Genomic DNA, 17099 nt, shown 5'->3' with positions numbered 1-17099 from the left:
AGAATAAAGGTAAATGAAGGAAGTTGCAATGTATTTATAGTTGAAATACTCGAATAGAGACTCATTACAGACATAGCAAAACTCCCTATCTACATAACGATAAGGAGTAATCAAGCTAACCTTTCACTCGTTCCATTAAATTAACTCCAACTCCCATACAAATTACACCGAACAATAGCATAAACGAGATTGATGGGAGGACTTCCATAATTCCTTTATTGTATATAATTACTTCTTCTAGTGCCTTTATTCCATAAAATATTGGCATACCTTTTGATAACGCAAGCAATAACTGATTAGAAACTGCTTCAAGTGGCCAGAATGCACCACCTAACATTGCCATTCCTGTTGCAATAAGTGGATTGACTGCCTGTAGCTGTTGGGTTGATTTAACTAATCCCATCACAAGCATGCCTAGTGCGACTATAGAAAAAATGTAGCTACCTATAATTAATAAGATGGCACCGAAGTTGGGGCCAAAACCAAAATCATAACCATAAACATAATCAAAAAATAGAAATACAAAAGTGATTTGTAGAAAACCAATTAAAAAACAGTAACATAAATGACCCAAATATATTTGCAATTTACGAATTGGTGATAATATTAAGCGATCCCAAGTGCCCTGACGTTTCTCATCAACAATATTCATTAAACTAAACAAGACCGTATAAATAGAAAAGTGTAACGCCGTACCAAACAATAGTTGATAATTTCCTGAAAGAGTACTAGCTTCACTACTTTCTTCTAGGGCTTGTGTTTTAACAGTTATTACTGGATTTTCCATTGCCAATTTGACTTCTGATCGAAATTTTATTTTATCGATTTCTGATTTACCTACAAGTTCATTTAAACGTATTTCTTCTCTAAACACCTGCGTTACATACTGTTCTACGGCTATTCGTTCTTCATCTTCCGTGCCAACTAAAAACTTGTAATTCCAGTTATTTAATTGTAACGCAAAGTTAATATCTCCAGTCTCAATAAGCTCTTTAACCTCAGAACTTCCCACTAATTGAAAATCATATCCATCTGATTGATTAAGGGTGGCTACCCAATTTGTTACTTCATTTGTATCTAATGTTTCGCTATATGTGTATACTGTAATTTTCGCTTCTGATTCAGAACCCGCTAACATTGCAACAAATATGATAGTCAGTATAAAAAAGGACAAAACCAGTGCAGGGGCTCGCTTCAATCTAGTAAACTGTAATAGTAATACGGATTTCATTTTGCAGACCTCCTTTTCGGGAAAATTACAAAACTAATTAGAAACAGGATAACAGCTATCGCGATAATCCGACTAAGTTCAGGTAGTAAATTTATTAACTCGGCACCTTGCAACCATTTTGTATATGCAGATAACGCTGCCCCATTTGGTGTCCATTCTCCAATTCCACTAGAAAAACTCGAGAATTGCGAGGCAGGTACAAAACTACCACCAACTAATGCGAATAAGGTGACAACTCCACCAGAAAAGACAACATTTATATTATTACTATCATAGCGAACAGATAGTGATGTTAATAGGGTCGCTAAGCTTCCAACACAAATTGCCAATACAATTGAAATTAGTAACACGCCTCCCCAAAAAGATAAGCTTTCACCATCGAAAGATTGGAATATAAAAGCTGATAAAGTGAAAAGAATGAACAATTGGATAATGACAATTGCGATCGTTGATAGTAACTTTCCGCTTAAATACGCAAATGGTGATCTCCCTGCTAAAATAATCCGACTAAAAACATACTGATATTTCTCCATATATGCCCTAATTCCAATTGTAGATGCAACATACATCACAAACATGACAGCTATTGCGAGTGTATAGTATTGAAATGATGTGACTGGGTCACGCGTAGAAATAGTCTCAACCTCTCCTAAATTTTCTGTCCTAACGCCTGTCTCTAAATCCTGCCCGCCGGATGCTGTTGCAATCGCATATTCAAAATTGACCGAGCGCGTAAAGCTTTCCATAATATTTTGAAAAATTCCTGCCTGGAGTTCACCTTCCTGTTGAACAAGTAATTCTAACTGACTACCTTCGCCTATGTTTAAAAACATCTTTTTCAATGTATGGTAAGTGAAATTCTCTGGCAGAATTAAGATAGCTTCAATAGTTTCTTCCTTCAATGCTCGTTCAGCTTCCCTTTTATTCATTTCGATCACTTCTATCATCGCACGAACACTATCATCCTCTAATACTTCACCTAGCAATTGATAAGGTAAAACTTCTGATGCAGCTTTATCCATTTGAGTTGCCATTTGATTTGAAAAATTTTGCTTTTCTAGGTCATTTTGAAATTGAGCAATCCCTTCTGCTTCTTGATCTTGCTGAACTATCGCAACTTGCATACGAAGTACTTCCGTATCACCAGTCATCAATCCGCGTAGTGCAAAGCCAAGAATAGAGATTAGAATAAACGGCATCAACAATAATAAGATCAATTCGGCACGATCTCGAACAAGGATAAGTAAATCTTTCTTTAGAAAATCCCACATTTTGATTCCTCCCTAATCTCTAAGTTTCCTTCCAGTCAAATGTAAAAAAACATCTTCCAAGGTTGGTGTTTGCACATTGGCATTTATGATTTGGACACTGTATTTCTCTGCAGTATGAAAGATACTTGCTAGTATATTATTTCCTTTAGATACAATTAGCTTAAATCCTTTTTCTGTCTTAGTTATTTTTTGAATTCTTTTATCTTCTTGTATTGCATCATAAAGCTCAGGCGAAGGTTGGTTAATCTCGATCATTATAGTCTCTTCATTTGAAAGAATACTTTTTAATTCGTCTTTTGTACCTGAAGCAATGACTTGACCATGATCCATGATATATACACGGTCACAAAGACGCTCCACTTCCTCCATATAATGACTTGTATATAATACTGTCATCCCCTTTTCTCTATTTAATTGCCTGACCATTTCTAAAATATAACTGCGTGATTGTGGATCAATTCCAACAGTTGGTTCATCCATAATTAAAATCTCTGGTTGATGTAAAAGCGCAACTGCAATATTAATACGACGTTTCATTCCACCAGAATATGTTTTAACTAAATCCTTGTGACGTTCTTTTAATCCAACTATTTCTAAAACATGTTGAATTGCTTCTTCAAGTTCCTTACCACGAAGTCCATATATCCGTCCGAAGAATTTCAAGTTTTCATATGCAGTTAATTCTTCGTATAAAGCTATTTCCTGTGGTACAACACCTAGCACGGTCCGAATTGAATTAGGGTTTTTAACAACACTTTTGCCATGTAATCGAACATCACCAGCAGTAGGTTTTATTAAAGAAGAAATCATTGAAATGGTTGTTGACTTACCAGCACCGTTTGGACCTAATAAGCCTACCGATTCGCCTTTCTCCATATATAAATTGACACCATCTACGGCTACTTTATCTTTAAACTTTTTTTGGAGCATTTCTGTTTCCAACATTTCTTCAGCCTCCTATATTTCGGTTATTCTATTGAAGAGTATACAGAGAAAAAGACAGTGTTCCCACTGTCTTTAGTCATTCCGTTTCCCTTTTATCATGACTTAAGTCATTTTCGTTTATACAATGTGATGGCGAATAGCATATATCGCGATTTGTGTTCGATCACGTAATGCTAATTTATCTAACACAATCGTAATATTATTTTTTACTGTACCGATAGATAAGTTTAACTGCATTGCAATTTCCTTATTGCTCAAGCCCGCTCCAATAAACTCTATAATAGTAAGTTCTCTTGATGTTATCGACGGATCTAGCTTTTCCACTTCATTTTGGTTAATTAAATTCGGCATTACTTTTGCTGCAACATTGTCTTGTAATACAAGTCCACCATCCAGACAACTCCGAATAGCTCGAATTAAATCAGTCGGTTCAGCATCCTTCAACATATAGCCATTTGCACCGTTTCTTAATGCTTCTAATGCATATTTCTCATCATTAAAGGTTGTAAGGATCAATATCTTACAATTAGGCCAACGTGAATGGATGATCCGAGCAGCTTCTATGCCGTTCATTTCAGGCATACGAATGTCTAAAATCACAATATCGTAACCATGTTTTTCACAACATACCAGTGCTTCTTTTCCGTTTACCGCTTGACCAGTAACACGTATATCCTCAGCTGTTTCGATCATCATTTTAAGTCCTTGACGTACCATCGCCTGATCTTCCACTAACAATACCCTAATCATGCCTCTAATTCCCCTTCCATTAACGGTATCCTTCCTTTGACACTAAATAGTGCATTGTATTGTTGGATTTCAAGGGTACCATTAACCTGGTTGATTCTTTCTCGCATGGATGTTAAACCGAAACCTTCCTGCATCGTTTTCTTTTCAGATATAGGATTAGTTATCTCAAAACGAAAAAATTTACTAGCTGGAACATCAAAAATAATCGTGGCCTCTTTCGTTTGACTATGACGCATCATATTTGTTAGGGCTTCTTGTACAGACCGATAAATTACGATCGATTGTTCATTTGTTAAAGGTGCTGATAATGCACCATGCTTAATCGAAAATTCAATCCGTACATGGCTTTCTGCTTCTAGTTTCCGAATCAAACTAATAATTGCTGATAAACCACCTATATCTTCATTTTTTAGTGTTTTTACTGCACTTCGTGTATCTGCTAAACTCGCCTTCGCTAAATCCTTTAACACTAGCAATCTTTCTTTAGATTCCCTATCTTTCTCTTGCATTTGGGCAATTTCTAACTGCATTAGTAAAGCTGTCAGCCTATGACCAACTGAATCATGCATATCTCTAGCAATTTGTGCACGCTCATCTTGCCTTGCGAATTTTTCACTTGATAAAAGTTGTCTCTTTACTTTTCGAAACTCAGTTCGTAATACTTCATGTTGTATACTTACTAACGCTTCTTGCTTTTTAGTTTGATAATATGCACATAAAGCAAAAGTAAGTAACAGTGTAGAGAAACTAATATAAATTGGTACTTCAATTGGATAACCCTTTAGATAGGGTGAAAGTGCAACTAAGAAAAGAAGACTACTAACAATAATTGCATGACTAGCATGAAGTCTATGTACCGCATTCCCTGCCAAAATGGCATAGACAAGTAAAGGTAATAAAGCTAGTTCATTATCCTTCGTAGGCCAAAACATAACGATACTAATTAAACTGATTATCGTTAATGTTAGCATATGTATGTTTGGTTTTTGTTGCATTAAAGCTGTTAAAAAATAAAGAGCAAAAAACAATGCACTTCCAATTAGGATAAGCGGGTGTTCGATAATTGGATGGAAGCGAAAACTCGCTGCAAGGAACCACGCAGAAAACAATAATAGAAGCCATAACCAATAAGAGCGCATATTTTTCATTCCTTTTCTTCGTCTTGTCTTACCCCTAGAATAGCAAAACGGGCAATAGAACGGAAGAAAAAATTGGATTATTATTTTTATAAATAAATCTCGAATTAAAGATTAATTTTATTATAATTGGGTATATAGTAATATAATTAAAAATACATCTACCAAAAGAGGAAGAAACCTACATGATAACAAGTAATATAGAAGAACAAACAGATAATATTGATACATTAGTTGTAAAGTCTTTAGAAAATAATTTCGCCATTATACGTTTTGATATAGACAGACGTGTCGCCTACGTTAATGAGATTTTCGCTAAAACAATGGGATATACAAAAAATGAAATGATTAATATGCACCATAGAGAGCTATGCTTTCCGGAGTTTGCCAATAGTAATGATTATCAAAAGTTTTGGAGCGATCTTTTCTCTGGTAAAAGCTATCAAGATAAAATTGAACGGATGGATAAACAAGGGAATCGTATTTGGCTAGAAGCAACATATATGCCTGTTGTAGATTCAGCTGGCAATGTGATAGGCGTTTCTAAAGTTGCAACAGATATAACCTCTCGTCAGAATACAGTAACCTCCGTCGTCCAAGAATTACAAACAATGGCAGAGAACTTAAATGTACAGGCTGAAACAGGTATAGAACGTAGTGACGAAATTGTAGCCAATATTGATAAAATTGTTGAAGTATATGTGGATAATAATAAAACATTAGGGAATCTACAAAAACAAACAGAATCAATTCAAGGGATTGTTCAGACAATTCGAGGCATTGCATCACAAACCAATTTGTTAGCACTCAATGCAGCAATTGAAGCAGCACGAGCTGGAGAACATGGCCGAGGTTTTAACGTTGTTGCACAGGAAGTACGTAAATTGTCATCACGTGTGGAAGAATCAATCATTGAAATTCGCCAAAATATTGACTCAATAACAACTGAAATGAAGACTATTACTGCAGGAACAGCAAGTGTCGAGGAAAGTGTAGGGAATGCACAACAACAAATGCAGGTCGCTACAGAAATTTTTAAAGCTATTTCATCAGCAGCTGAAAAGTTAGACAATCAGGCACGCGAAGTGAAAAATATTATCTAAATGATTCCTTCCCTTTAATATAAAAGGAGGGATTTTTTTCTTGAAATAACAGGCCCAATCACCTAAGATAAAGAAATGACTTGCGAATCGATATGAACACAAGAGAGGTGTGTCTATGGTCTTACAACGTTTTATTTTTTATTCATTAGGTATTTTCATTCTAACATTCGGTATTGCCTGTACAATTCAATCAACGTTAGGAGCAGGTCCATTTGATGCGCTTCTTGTTGGCTTACATCGTACGTTTGGTTTATCTGTTGGAAGCTGGGAAATTGTCTTAGGACTTATTATGGTACTATCAAACGCACTGGCTGAAAAACGTAGACCTGAATACTTTGCATTAGTTACTTCTCTGATTACGGGAGCCTGTATAGACTTTTGGCTACTAATTCTTTCTGATATAGTTAACCCTGCGTTATTTTTAACTCAATTGTTAGTCTTGTTAATTGGCATGATTGTTGGCGGTCTTGGAATCGCTATTAATCTACAAGCAGACTTTGCCCCGAACCCAATGGATCGGTCCATGCTCGTCATTCGAAAGCTAACGGGTTTCAATCTCTTTATATCACGTGGTTTATTAAGTATCATACTTGTAATTTTTGCTTTTATTTTTAGTGGCGCTATTGGTATAGGAACATTGATTTATGCTGTGTTTTCTGGCCTCGTAATAAACTTCTTCATGCCTTATGTGGAAAGATTCGAACGAAAAAAAATCCAAAATGCATAAAAAAATCCCGCGAAACAATGTATCTGTTATGCGGGATTTTCACTTATTCTTTTTTGAAATCAATTGTACTTCTAACTGTATCGATTGAACGGACACTTTTTTCAATTTCATCACGTTTAGGTTCTAAAAATGGTGGTAAAGATAACTTTTCCCCTAAAGTCTCATAAGGTTCATCGCCCATAAATCCTGGACCATCTGTCGCGAATTCAAACAGAATTTGTGGTGCAACACGAACATATAATGATTCAAAGAAATGACGGTTTACATAGCCTGATGTCTGAAATCCAAACTTCGGCATACGTTCAATCCACTCATCTAAAACAGAGCGATCTTCGACACGTAAAGCAGCATGGTGTACTGTACCATAGCCTTGCTGTGCCATTGGAAGAACAACATTATGTTCAACAACAACTTGGGCACCGTTTCCTCCTTCTCCAACTTCAAATAAATGAAAGGCTCCATCTTGATCAATCTCTTTGAAAAGAAGAGCCTTTTCCAATACTTCTTTAAAGTAATCAAATTCTGCGATACGTACAAAAATTGGCCCTAAACCAGTAATTGCATATTCTAAAGGGACTGGTCCGTCTTGCCAAGGTGTTCCCGCTGCAACACCTTTATTATTTTGATCAGAAACAAGCACGTATTGTTGGTCATCAAAGTCAACAAATGCTAATGTTTTTTTACCAAACTGTTCTTTTACACCAGTATGTTTTACTTTTAAGCGATCAAAACGTTTTTCCCAATAATCAATTGCCTTATCATCTGGCACTCGAAAACCTGTTTGAAAGATCTCATTTGTCCCATGTGTACCTTTTGGAATACCAGGGAAATCAAAAAATGTCATATCTGTTCCAGCAGTCCCTTTATCATCAGCAAAGAATAGATGATACGTTTGAATATCATCTTGGTTGACCGTTTTCTTAACTAAACGCATTCCTAAAACATACGTAAAAAATTCATAATTCTTTTCTGCACTACTTGTTATAGCTGTAACATGATGCATCCCTTTTAAATTCGTAACCATTAAAAATTCCTCCTTAATACTATGCTCATCTATTTCAATATTTTTTATCCAATACTGTTTATATTTATCTTTAATTCGAGATAAATATAACATGTTTATGAAAGACAAGTCAATTAATCCGTTTCTTTGTCTTATCTAGCGTGTAACATTAGCAGCGTACGGCCAGTAGTTTGATTATTTTAACAAAAATATTGATAATGATTATCAATATCGTTTATACTAGTTTAATAAGTACCCTACTTACTGACTTATATTCTAAAGTGAGCGTATAAAGGACAATTGAACCGAGATCCATTTCATATAATTCGTTTTTTATCTGAAGGAGGAATTACAATGCAAGAAGATATTTTTGATGTCACCATAATTGGTGGAGGACCGGCAGGACTTTTTTCAGCTTTTTATAGTGGGTTACGCGGAATGAAAACAAAAATCATTGAATTCCAACCTCATCTTGGGGGTAAAGTACATGTTTATCCAGAGAAAATGGTCTGGGATGTTGGTGGTGTACCCCCATTATCAGGTGCAAAACTTATTACGCAATTAGTCGATCAAGGTTTGACATTCGACCCTACAGTTGTATTAAATGAAAAAATCGTATCAATCTCACAAGACTCCAATAAGGTCTTTTATCTACATACAAAAAATGGTGATGTTCATTATACAAAAACCGTAGTAATAGCAGTAGGTGTTGGGATACTGAAGGCGCAACGTTTAGAATTAGAAGGTGCAGAAAAATTTGAAGTAACGAATCTACATTACACAATGAAACCACTTGAATACTTTAAAGGTAAAGATGTAATCATTTCAGGTGGAGGAAATTCAGCTATCGACTGGGCCTATGAACTAGAACCTATCGCTAATAAGGTTTACCTTACATATCGTGGTGATCACCTAAAAGGACATGAAGCCATTGTTAATCACGTACTTAATAGCTCCGTTACGTGTTTTCTGAATTCCAATATGACAAAAATGATTGCTGAAAAAGAAAGTGATCATATTAAAGAAGTGGAATTAACTGCCGATACTGGGGAAAAGCGCTACATACCAATCGATGAAGTAATCGTCCATCATGGCTATGATCGAGAAGCTTCTTTATTACAAGACAGTGTACTGCCGATTGAGATGGTCGATAACTTCTTTATTGCAGGCACGTCCATGAGTGAATCTTCTATTGAAGGGTTATATGCAGCAGGTGACATTTTAAAACATGCTGGTAAACTGCATTTAATTGCTGGAGCATTTCAAGATGCAGCGAATGCAATAAATAAAGCCAAACAGTATTTGGAACCCGACGCAACAGAAGGGGCAATGGTTTCATCACATAATGATAAATTTAAAGAGCGAAATAAAGAATTGATAAAAAAACAATTAAACTAATATTCCATACTACAAAAGTTGCAAAACTCAAAAAAAGTAGCTGATCAATATTGATCAGCTACTTTTTCATTTCCATTATTCAACTAAACTTTCTAATGCATCATCAATCATTTGACTATTTGCTATAGGTCCTGTATATAACCAGCTAGCATCAGCTTCGTACTCATAGATATTGCCATTTTGAACGGCAGGAATATTCTGCCAAATAGGATCTTCTAGCATAGCTGAGCCATTTCCTTTATCACTGTTCACAAGGAAAATATGTTCTGCTTCTAATTCAGCTAGTTTCTCTAATGAGATCTCTGACCAGTTAGCCGTAGATGTTTCCGAAATTTCTGTTACAACGCTTGGAGCTGTTAATCCTAAATCATTGTATAAAAGGTCTCCACTTGATAAGTTTTCACTTACAACATAGAAAGTATCACTCACTAACCAAATTGCTGCTACTGAATCCTCGCCAATTGCAGATTGAATTTCCTCTTTCGCTGCAGCTGCTTTCTCTTCATATTCAGCTAAAACTTGTTCGGCATGCTCTTCCATTCCGAAAACTTCACCAATCGTAAGTAACTCTTCACGCCAGTCATTATTTTCTTCCGTTCCTACTACATAGGTTGGAGCAATTTTATTATATTGATCGTATTTGTTATCTTCTACCATACTTGCAGAGTCGATCAAAATTAAATCTGGCTCAAAGCTTGTTACTGCTTCATATGGAAGATCATATGAAATAGTTTCTACATCACCTAAATCTTCTTGTAAATATTCTTGAATACTACCTTCACCAACTGTCCATTGTGCTACTGGTGTAATATCAAGTGCTACTAAGTAGTCTTCTAAGTAAGACGCAATAACACGTTCAGGATTTGCTGGAATTGTTACCTCATTTCCCATTGCATCTGTTAACACTCTTTCCTCTGCTTCTTCTGTTTGTGTATCATCTGATGCTGCATCTGAGCTTGTATCTTCATCATTTTCACTACCACAAGCTGATAATAAAAGCACTGCTGCGAGCAACAACATTAAAATGTATTTTTGATTGAGTATCTTCATCACTATTAAAATCCTCCTTATTTGTATCACTTCATAACTTTACTAATGATAACAATTTTCATTCTCAATTACAAGATAATTTTACCCTATTTGATCTAATTCAACAAACTACCATTGTCTCTAGCTATACCTTATACTATAATGATAACAATTCTCAATTTTAAAGTAGGGAGCCTTGCATATGTCCGCAACTACTTCATCTAAAAAAACAACACAATTTATCTCACGTCCGATTATCGCTACCTTTATATTAATCGGTGGATTGGGCTTACTTATTTTATCACTAGGTCTATCCATTATGTATGGTGCTGCTGATATTCAATTTGATACAATCTGGCAAAGTTTAATCGCTTTTGATCCAACTCAATCTTCTCACCAAATAATCCGCGGCCTGCGTATCCCTAGAGGACTTGCAGCAGCTATGATCGGAGCTTCTCTCGCCGTTTCTGGTGCCATTATGCAAGGTATGACAAGGAATGCTCTTGCTTCTCCTTCCATCATGGGGGTGACTGCTGGAGCAAGTTTTATGATGGCTTTAGCACTAGTACTTACACCCCAAGCTTCTAATTTAATTATGATGCTATGGGCATTCCTCGGCGCTGGGTTAGGAACTGGAATTGTCTTTGGTGTCGGATCCATTTCAAAAAGCGGTTTAACACCTGTTAAACTAGCTTTAGCTGGAACAGCAGCAACCGCTCTATTAAGCGCAATTTCATCTGGTCTTGCAATTCATTTTAATATAGCAAAAGATATCAGTTTTTGGTATGCAGGAGGTGTAGCAGGGGTTCAATGGGTACACGTGCAATTATTAGCACCAATTACAGTAATCGGGTTAATTATCGCCTTTCTTCTTGCTAATTCAATCACAGTATTAAATCTTGGAGATGATGTGGCTAGAGGCCTTGGACAACAAACCGCCACTGTAAAAATAACCGGAACATTAGTCGTCTTGTTATTAACTGGTGCTTCTATTTCAATTTCCGGGACAATCGGTTTTATAGGACTGGTAATCCCTCATATTACTCGTTTTCTTGTTGGTGTTAATTATAGATGGATCATTCCTTGTGCTGCGATTTTGGGAGCCCTTTTACTTGTTCTAGCTGATACCGCTTCGCGAATGGTTAATCCACCATTTGAAACACCTGTAGGAACCGTTACTGCTTTAGTTGGCGTACCATTCTTCCTTTATTTAGCACGGCGCGAAGGGAGAGGGCTCTAATGTTGAAAATAAATAAATCTTTAATTGTATTTATCATTTTATTTTTTACTATTTTAGCGACGCTTATAATCAGTCTTAATCTAGGAACTATGTCAATCACACCAACAGAGGTATGGGATACAGTCATTGGTAATGGCACTGCGCAAAATGAGCTAGTTTTATTTGATTTTCGCTTACCACGTATGATTATTGCAATTCTTATTGGTGCGGGTATGGCTATATCCGGAGCGATTTTACAAAGTGTTACACATAACGAATTAGCTGATCCAGGTATTCTTGGAATAAATGCGGGCGCAGGTTTCGCTGTTGTATTATTTATTTTCTTTTCAGAAGGATCTGGAACATCGGTATTTTTATTACCTCTTGCCGCTCTTATTGGGGCGACAATTGCTGCAACTTTGATCTATACAATTTCTTGGAAAGATGGAGTCTCACCTATTCGTCTAATTCTTGTTGGAATTGGGATTAACTCAGCTTTTTCAGCTTTAATTATTGTTTTTCAGTTGAAAATGGATCCTACAGACTTTATGCAAGCCACTGTTTGGCTTTCCGGAAGTATTTCTGGTACCGATTGGCGATATGTACTTGCATTATTACCATGGATTGTCGTCTTCATTCCAGTAGTATTTTATAAAGCACGTACACTAGACACACTCCACTTAGGTGATGAGACTGCCAAAGGTTTAGGTACAAGTGTTGAACGAGAAAGAATGTTTCTCTTATTTATTGCTGTAGCACTTGCTGGAGCAAGTGTTGCAGTCGGTGGTGCGATAGCTTTTCTTGGACTTGTTATTCCACACTTAGCAAGAAAATTAGTTGGTGCACGACATGGGGTAATGCTACCTACCGCGGCCTTATTAGGGGCGTTATTGCTCCTTATCGCAGATACTGTTGGCCGTAATATGCTCGCTCCATCAGAAATACCTGTTGGCTTAGTTGTTTCGGTAATCGGTGGTAGTTACTTTATTTACTTATTAATGAAAACCTAGTTTCAAAAATGTTTAACTTCTTCTTAAGTAGGTGATATACCGAGTAGAGGTGAAAGAGATGTCTCAATTTTTAGTTGGTCTAGCGATTCTAATAATCGTATTTAATTTATATTATTTTTTTAATAACAAAGCATATAAAAAGAGTTATTTTAGTACAGTATTGTTTATGAAGTTATTCTTTGTATTAACTGGGGTGATGATTGGGTTTGCCCTTTTATATTACGCATTAGCCCTACAGGATGCCGTTTTAGTACAAACGATAACAGACAAACAACCGATTGATCATAATTTCTTGAATCTTCTATACTATAGTGGTGTTACCCTCTTATCAGTTGGTTATGGTGATATGCTCCCAGTTGGAGCTGCAAGGTTCTTTTCTTTATTGGAAGCAGCCATCGGGGTCCTATTACCAACAGCATATTTTATCAAAGCAATCGATCACTCAAGAAAAGATAATTAAACATAAAATAATGGAGCCTTCTTATACTGTGAATGCTCCATTATTTTATCTTTATTATTTTTTGAAAGACACCATTCAACTTACATGATTGTATTACTCCATCATATTTTCTACTGTGCCGTCTATTGCGTTCACAATATACCAACCGTATGTTGCCGTATGAGAACTACCATCATTCTCAACTATTTCATATACATGCACAACATAATTACCTTCCTCATTAAGATGGTCAACTGCCACAATAAGATCTTCTATGCCTTCCGCTTCATTACGTACTATTTCTTCCGCTTCGCCTTCGGTAACTCCATCAACAGTTTCTTCATTACTTGTACTCTCTTCTTCACTGGCTGTATCTGATTCATTCTCTTCATTTACTGACTCTTCCGTCGTATCATTTCCTTCACTTGCTTGTTCTTCCGTTTCGTTAGTTGAATCACTTTCACTCATATCTTCATTTTCCTGCTCAATTGTTTCTTCATTATCTATTGTCGTATCTGTCTCTTCTTCTGAATTACATGCTGCAATTATAAAGACACTAAAAACAATAGTGAAAAAGCCATATATTTTTTTCATTTGAATAGACACTCCATTTTCTTACTTTATTTTATTTTTCTCTTTAAGGTGAAAATAAAACATTATTTATATGCACCTTGTAAAGACGCTTTTAAATTAAGAGAATGAATGGCTACCTTTTCCCACTCTAATTTAAGTTTTTCTGCCTGTGATTCTTTCTTAACAAATGCAATACCACAATCACCACCGCCAGCTCCAGACGATTTACCACTTCCATATTGTTCTGCAATATTGGCTAGCCGTTTTAGTTCAGGTGTTTCAATTGTTACGTGTGCTAGTTCAGCTATTTTTAATAGGATAAAGCGATTATCCCTCATACCTCTCATGACCATATCACTATCATTTTGCAGAAAACCAGTAGCGATTTTATTTACTGCGCGAGAACTCTCAGTTAGAAAATTTTGATAGGCTTCTGGATTCTCATTACAAAACTGTTGCACATGTGAAACCATTGGGGCAGTTGCTGCAGATTCTCCAGTCCAACCAACACAAAAGTGTAGTTCTGTTGGTGGGGTAATAGAATCTACCTGTAACATCGGCCATTGTGACTCAACTAATGTAGAAATACTAGTTACTTTATGTATTTGTTCCACTAACCAATCAGCAGAAAATGCCGTGTAATGTAACCACCCACCATAAGTTGACGCAGCAATATCAGCACACGATCCGTTTCCCTGTGTTTTAAAATGTGCAATAGCAGCAAGTTTAAAAATAATGTCGGGATTAACCTTTCCTTTATGAGAATCGTGGAGCTTTAACATGGTTGTTACGACTGCAACAACTATTGCTGCACTTGAGCCTAATCCATATTTCTTTCCAGAAGGATCATCTAATTCACTTGTTACAGCTAAGTGAAAAGGCTTTATGCTAATATCTCTTTCGTGAAGATATTGATACACAACGTGAAAGGCATTTTGAATAAAACGAAGTCGTTTGTCTTCTGAAGGAAAATTGACGATACCAGATTTAATATCCCACGTCACATGATCCAATCCGAGTTGTGGAAGAGTAAGTTGATTTACCTTACTGGTCACTATCTTAGCAGTAATATAACGATCTACTGCCACAACAATCGACGCTTGATTAGGTTCTGTTACTGCATATTCACCAGCAATCATTAACTTACCTGGTACTTTGACGACATAAGTTGCGTCTTCCATGATGGTGCCTCCCTCTTCCAATCACACTTTTAACTAACATTCTCAGGATAAATACGAAATGCCTGGTCCAGGACGGCAAGGATGAATTTCTCGAACAACAGGTAATAATGATAACTTCTCCATGATTTTCGCTTCATCTTCTGGCTTACAAAGTACTTTTACGTTTGGTCCAGCATCAATTGTAAAATAAGCCTCTACTCCACTTGCTCGAAGCTCTTGAACCTCTTGAAGAACCTCAACCGTAGCACTTTGCCAATACATAAAAGGTGGATTAGCACCTAATGTTGTCGCATGCATCTTCAATGCATTTGCCTCAACTACATGTCCTAGTTTTTCAAAATCTGTTGCTTTAATAGCTGCTCTTGCAGTAATTAGGTCTTTCTCGACAGCTTCAAGCCATCCAGAATAGAATGGGGACGTCTCAACCGTTCGTTTCATTCCTTCTCTACTTAGAATCTTTTTCTCTTTTGTCGTTACTTCTACAGACAAAATGCGAAGATCCCATGCTTGTTCACCTAAAATCGGAAGTGCGTAACAGTCAGAACCATCGTTTTTTTCACCCTTTTGCCATTCAACATATCCTCCAAAGATTGATCGACTTGCCGAACCGGAACCTTGTCTGGCAATTTGTGATAATTTGCGATCATCAAGATCTAAACCAATCGCTTTTGTTGCAGCTGTTGCCAGTGCTGCAAAACCAGATGCAGACGATGCAAAACCAGCCGCAGTCGGAACATGGTTTTCGGAATCAATTTTTGCATAAAGAGATTTACCTGACATAATACGGATTCGATCAAGAAAGCTTGTTATCTTGGCTGTTTCCTTTTGGTCAGCTTGTTGGCCATTCAGAAAAAATTGATCTGTGTCTAAGTCTGGATCAAACGCAACAGAGGTTTCTGTATAAAACTTATCTAACGTAAGAGAGATACTGCTATTTGTTGGCAAAAAAAGCTGCTCATCACGTTTTCCCCAATATTTAATTAAAGCGATATTCGTATGTGCCTTTGCAGCAGCTTTCATGATATAAAACCCCTTTTCAATCTTACTTTCACCGATTCAGCAATCTGTTATTCATTCACCAACTGTAAAATACCATGTTTGGTCAGCACCTGCATGCAACAAATCATCAGCAATCTCTTTAGCATGTTTGATACTTTTCGCTAGAGCGATAATACATCCCCCACGACCTCCACCAGTCAGTTTTGCACCAAGAGCACCTGATTTACGTGCAACTTTTGTTAAGCGATCGATGCCTTCATCACTTACGCCCAATTTCGACAACTCATCTTGTGCTCGATTTAATAACATGCCTAATAAAGAATGGTCTCCATCGTGAAGTGCTGTTCTTGCTTGTGTTGTTAGTTCGCCTAAATGTGCAATGGACAGTTTCGTTTCAGTGAAATCTACTTTATATTGCTCTTTGATACTAGCGACAGCTGCATGTGTGTCACCTATTCGTCCAGTATCAGCTACAACTAAATGAAAAGGCTTATTAATATAGACATGCTCTATTTCCTTATCTTTTTCAAACCAAATCGGCACTTCGCTACTCGCAGCCGCCATATCAATTCCACTAGGACTTCCATGCGCATATGTTTCTGCAATATCAACGAGTTTCATTAAATCATTTCTCGATAAATCATGCTCATAATATGCGTATAAACTACGAACAATTGCAATTGCTATCGCAGCGCTTGACCCTAAACCACGTCCTATAGGAATACTAGACTCAATTTGAATACGAAATCCTGTTGCATCTTGATCTAATTCTTTACAAGTTTTTTTTATACAGATTGCAAGTCCTTCTAACTTATCTGGCATATCGCTGAGTAAACCATAGTAGAAACTGCTATTAATCTGAATTGGTCCATCAACTTGATCAACCGTTGCTTTTACTTCTATTTCTGGAAACGGTAGCGCGATAGCTGGTTCACCATAAACGACAGCGTGCTCTCCAACTAAAATTAACTTACTATGCGCGCTACCTATTACTGTTTTTTGTGGTAGTTCTAACATGATGATGCCTCTCCTTTTAATCTATCTGCGAGATTTTTTTGGGCATGCAAATTAAAAATTCCCGTTGC

General features: G+C 36.6%; 17 protein-coding genes. 6 read left to right on the top strand and 11 right to left on the bottom strand.

Going from position 1 to position 17099, the window contains the following annotated elements; genetic code table 11:
- Nucleotides 1-115 precede the first annotated feature (115 nt).
- The 5 genes from DM447_RS01475 to DM447_RS01455 form a co-directional block, all read right to left on the bottom strand.
- Nucleotides 116-1231 (bottom strand): ABC transporter permease, encoded by a 1116-nt coding sequence (locus DM447_RS01475; protein WP_112179448.1) that lies wholly within the window; start codon nt 1229-1231, stop codon nt 116-118.
- A complete protein-coding gene (locus DM447_RS01470) occupies nt 1228-2502 on the bottom strand; it encodes an ABC transporter permease (protein ID WP_112179446.1) in 1275 nt (424 codons plus the stop codon). Before DM447_RS01470 ends, DM447_RS01475 begins: the two co-directional genes overlap by 4 nt.
- A 12-nt stretch (nt 2503-2514) precedes the next feature.
- Nucleotides 2515-3432 (bottom strand): ABC transporter ATP-binding protein, encoded by a 918-nt coding sequence (locus DM447_RS01465; protein WP_369974655.1) that lies wholly within the window; start codon nt 3430-3432, stop codon nt 2515-2517.
- Between the two features lie 132 nt (nt 3433-3564).
- Nucleotides 3565-4197 (bottom strand): response regulator, encoded by a 633-nt coding sequence (locus DM447_RS01460; RefSeq protein WP_112179442.1) that lies wholly within the window; start codon nt 4195-4197, stop codon nt 3565-3567.
- Nucleotides 4194-5345 (bottom strand): sensor histidine kinase, encoded by a 1152-nt coding sequence (locus DM447_RS01455; RefSeq protein WP_232828022.1) that lies wholly within the window; start codon nt 5343-5345, stop codon nt 4194-4196. Before DM447_RS01455 ends, DM447_RS01460 begins: the two co-directional genes overlap by 4 nt.
- Before the next feature lie 173 nt (nt 5346-5518).
- Between DM447_RS01455 and DM447_RS01450 the strand changes: the two genes are divergently transcribed.
- Together DM447_RS01450 and DM447_RS01445 are read left to right on the top strand one after the other, a co-directional pair.
- A complete protein-coding gene (locus tag DM447_RS01450; protein ID WP_112179438.1) occupies nt 5519-6436 on the top strand; it encodes a methyl-accepting chemotaxis protein in 918 nt (305 codons plus the stop codon).
- Between the two features lie 115 nt (nt 6437-6551).
- Nucleotides 6552-7163 (top strand): YczE/YyaS/YitT family protein, encoded by a 612-nt coding sequence (locus DM447_RS01445; RefSeq protein ID WP_232828021.1) that lies wholly within the window; start codon nt 6552-6554, stop codon nt 7161-7163.
- Nucleotides 7164-7206: 43 nt separating this feature from the next.
- On the opposite strand, the gene DM447_RS01440 is transcribed toward DM447_RS01445, so the two are convergent.
- On the bottom strand, nt 7207-8187 hold the full coding sequence (locus DM447_RS01440; protein ID WP_112179434.1) for a ring-cleaving dioxygenase: 981 nt from the start codon (nt 8185-8187) through the stop codon (nt 7207-7209).
- A gap of 333 nt (nt 8188-8520) precedes the next feature.
- Here DM447_RS01440 and DM447_RS01435 point away from each other — a divergent pair, with 333 nt between their 5' ends.
- Entirely contained in the window at nt 8521-9564 is a 1044-nt protein-coding gene (locus tag DM447_RS01435) for an NAD(P)/FAD-dependent oxidoreductase (protein ID WP_112179432.1), read from the top strand.
- 75 nt (nt 9565-9639) lie between these two features.
- On the opposite strand, the gene DM447_RS01430 is transcribed toward DM447_RS01435, so the two are convergent.
- The gene (locus tag DM447_RS01430; RefSeq protein WP_112182611.1) at nt 9640-10614 is read right to left on the bottom strand and encodes an ABC transporter substrate-binding protein; all 975 of its coding nucleotides are present in this window, start codon (nt 10612-10614) and stop codon (nt 9640-9642) included.
- Nucleotides 10615-10795: 181 nt separating this feature from the next.
- Here DM447_RS01430 and DM447_RS01425 point away from each other — a divergent pair, with 181 nt between their 5' ends.
- The 3 genes from DM447_RS01425 to DM447_RS01415 are packed head-to-tail and all read left to right on the top strand — an operon-like array spanning nt 10796 to nt 13282.
- Nucleotides 10796-11833 (top strand): FecCD family ABC transporter permease, encoded by a 1038-nt coding sequence (locus tag DM447_RS01425; RefSeq protein WP_112179431.1) that lies wholly within the window; start codon nt 10796-10798, stop codon nt 11831-11833.
- Nucleotides 11833-12822, top strand: a complete 990-nt coding sequence (locus DM447_RS01420; protein WP_112179429.1) for a FecCD family ABC transporter permease — start codon at nt 11833-11835, stop codon at nt 12820-12822. The genes DM447_RS01425 and DM447_RS01420 overlap by 1 nt, the downstream gene beginning before the upstream one ends.
- A gap of 58 nt (nt 12823-12880) precedes the next feature.
- Nucleotides 12881-13282 carry a potassium channel family protein gene (locus DM447_RS01415; RefSeq protein WP_112179427.1) on the top strand — a complete coding sequence of 134 codons (402 nt, stop codon included), beginning with the start codon at nt 12881-12883 and terminating at the stop codon, nt 13280-13282.
- A gap of 93 nt (nt 13283-13375) precedes the next feature.
- On the opposite strand, the gene DM447_RS01410 is transcribed toward DM447_RS01415, so the two are convergent.
- The 4 genes from DM447_RS01410 to mvk all read right to left on the bottom strand — a co-directional run bounded on the left by DM447_RS01410 (nt 13376) and on the right by mvk (nt 17031).
- Complete coding sequence (locus DM447_RS01410) at nt 13376-13855, bottom strand: hypothetical protein (protein WP_112179425.1); 480 nt, start codon at nt 13853-13855, stop codon at nt 13376-13378.
- Nucleotides 13856-13917: 62 nt separating this feature from the next.
- Nucleotides 13918-15015: a phosphomevalonate kinase gene (locus DM447_RS01405; RefSeq protein ID WP_112179423.1), complete on the bottom strand. Its 1098-nt coding sequence runs from the start codon at nt 15013-15015 to the stop codon at nt 13918-13920.
- A gap of 42 nt (nt 15016-15057) precedes the next feature.
- On the bottom strand, nt 15058-16035 hold the full coding sequence (gene mvaD / locus DM447_RS01400) for a diphosphomevalonate decarboxylase (protein WP_112179421.1): 978 nt from the start codon (nt 16033-16035) through the stop codon (nt 15058-15060).
- A 51-nt stretch (nt 16036-16086) separates the two neighbouring features.
- Nucleotides 16087-17031, bottom strand: coding sequence for a mevalonate kinase (mvk, locus tag DM447_RS01395; protein WP_112179420.1), 945 nt, complete (start codon nt 17029-17031; stop codon nt 16087-16089).
- Nucleotides 17032-17099: the final 68 nt, after the last annotated feature.

Origin of the sequence: Paraliobacillus zengyii (assembly GCF_003268595.1) — a bacterium.
GTDB lineage: Bacteria > Bacillota > Bacilli > Bacillales > Amphibacillaceae > Paraliobacillus_A > Paraliobacillus_A zengyii.
This window is presented reverse-complemented; position numbering and strand designations above follow the sequence as displayed.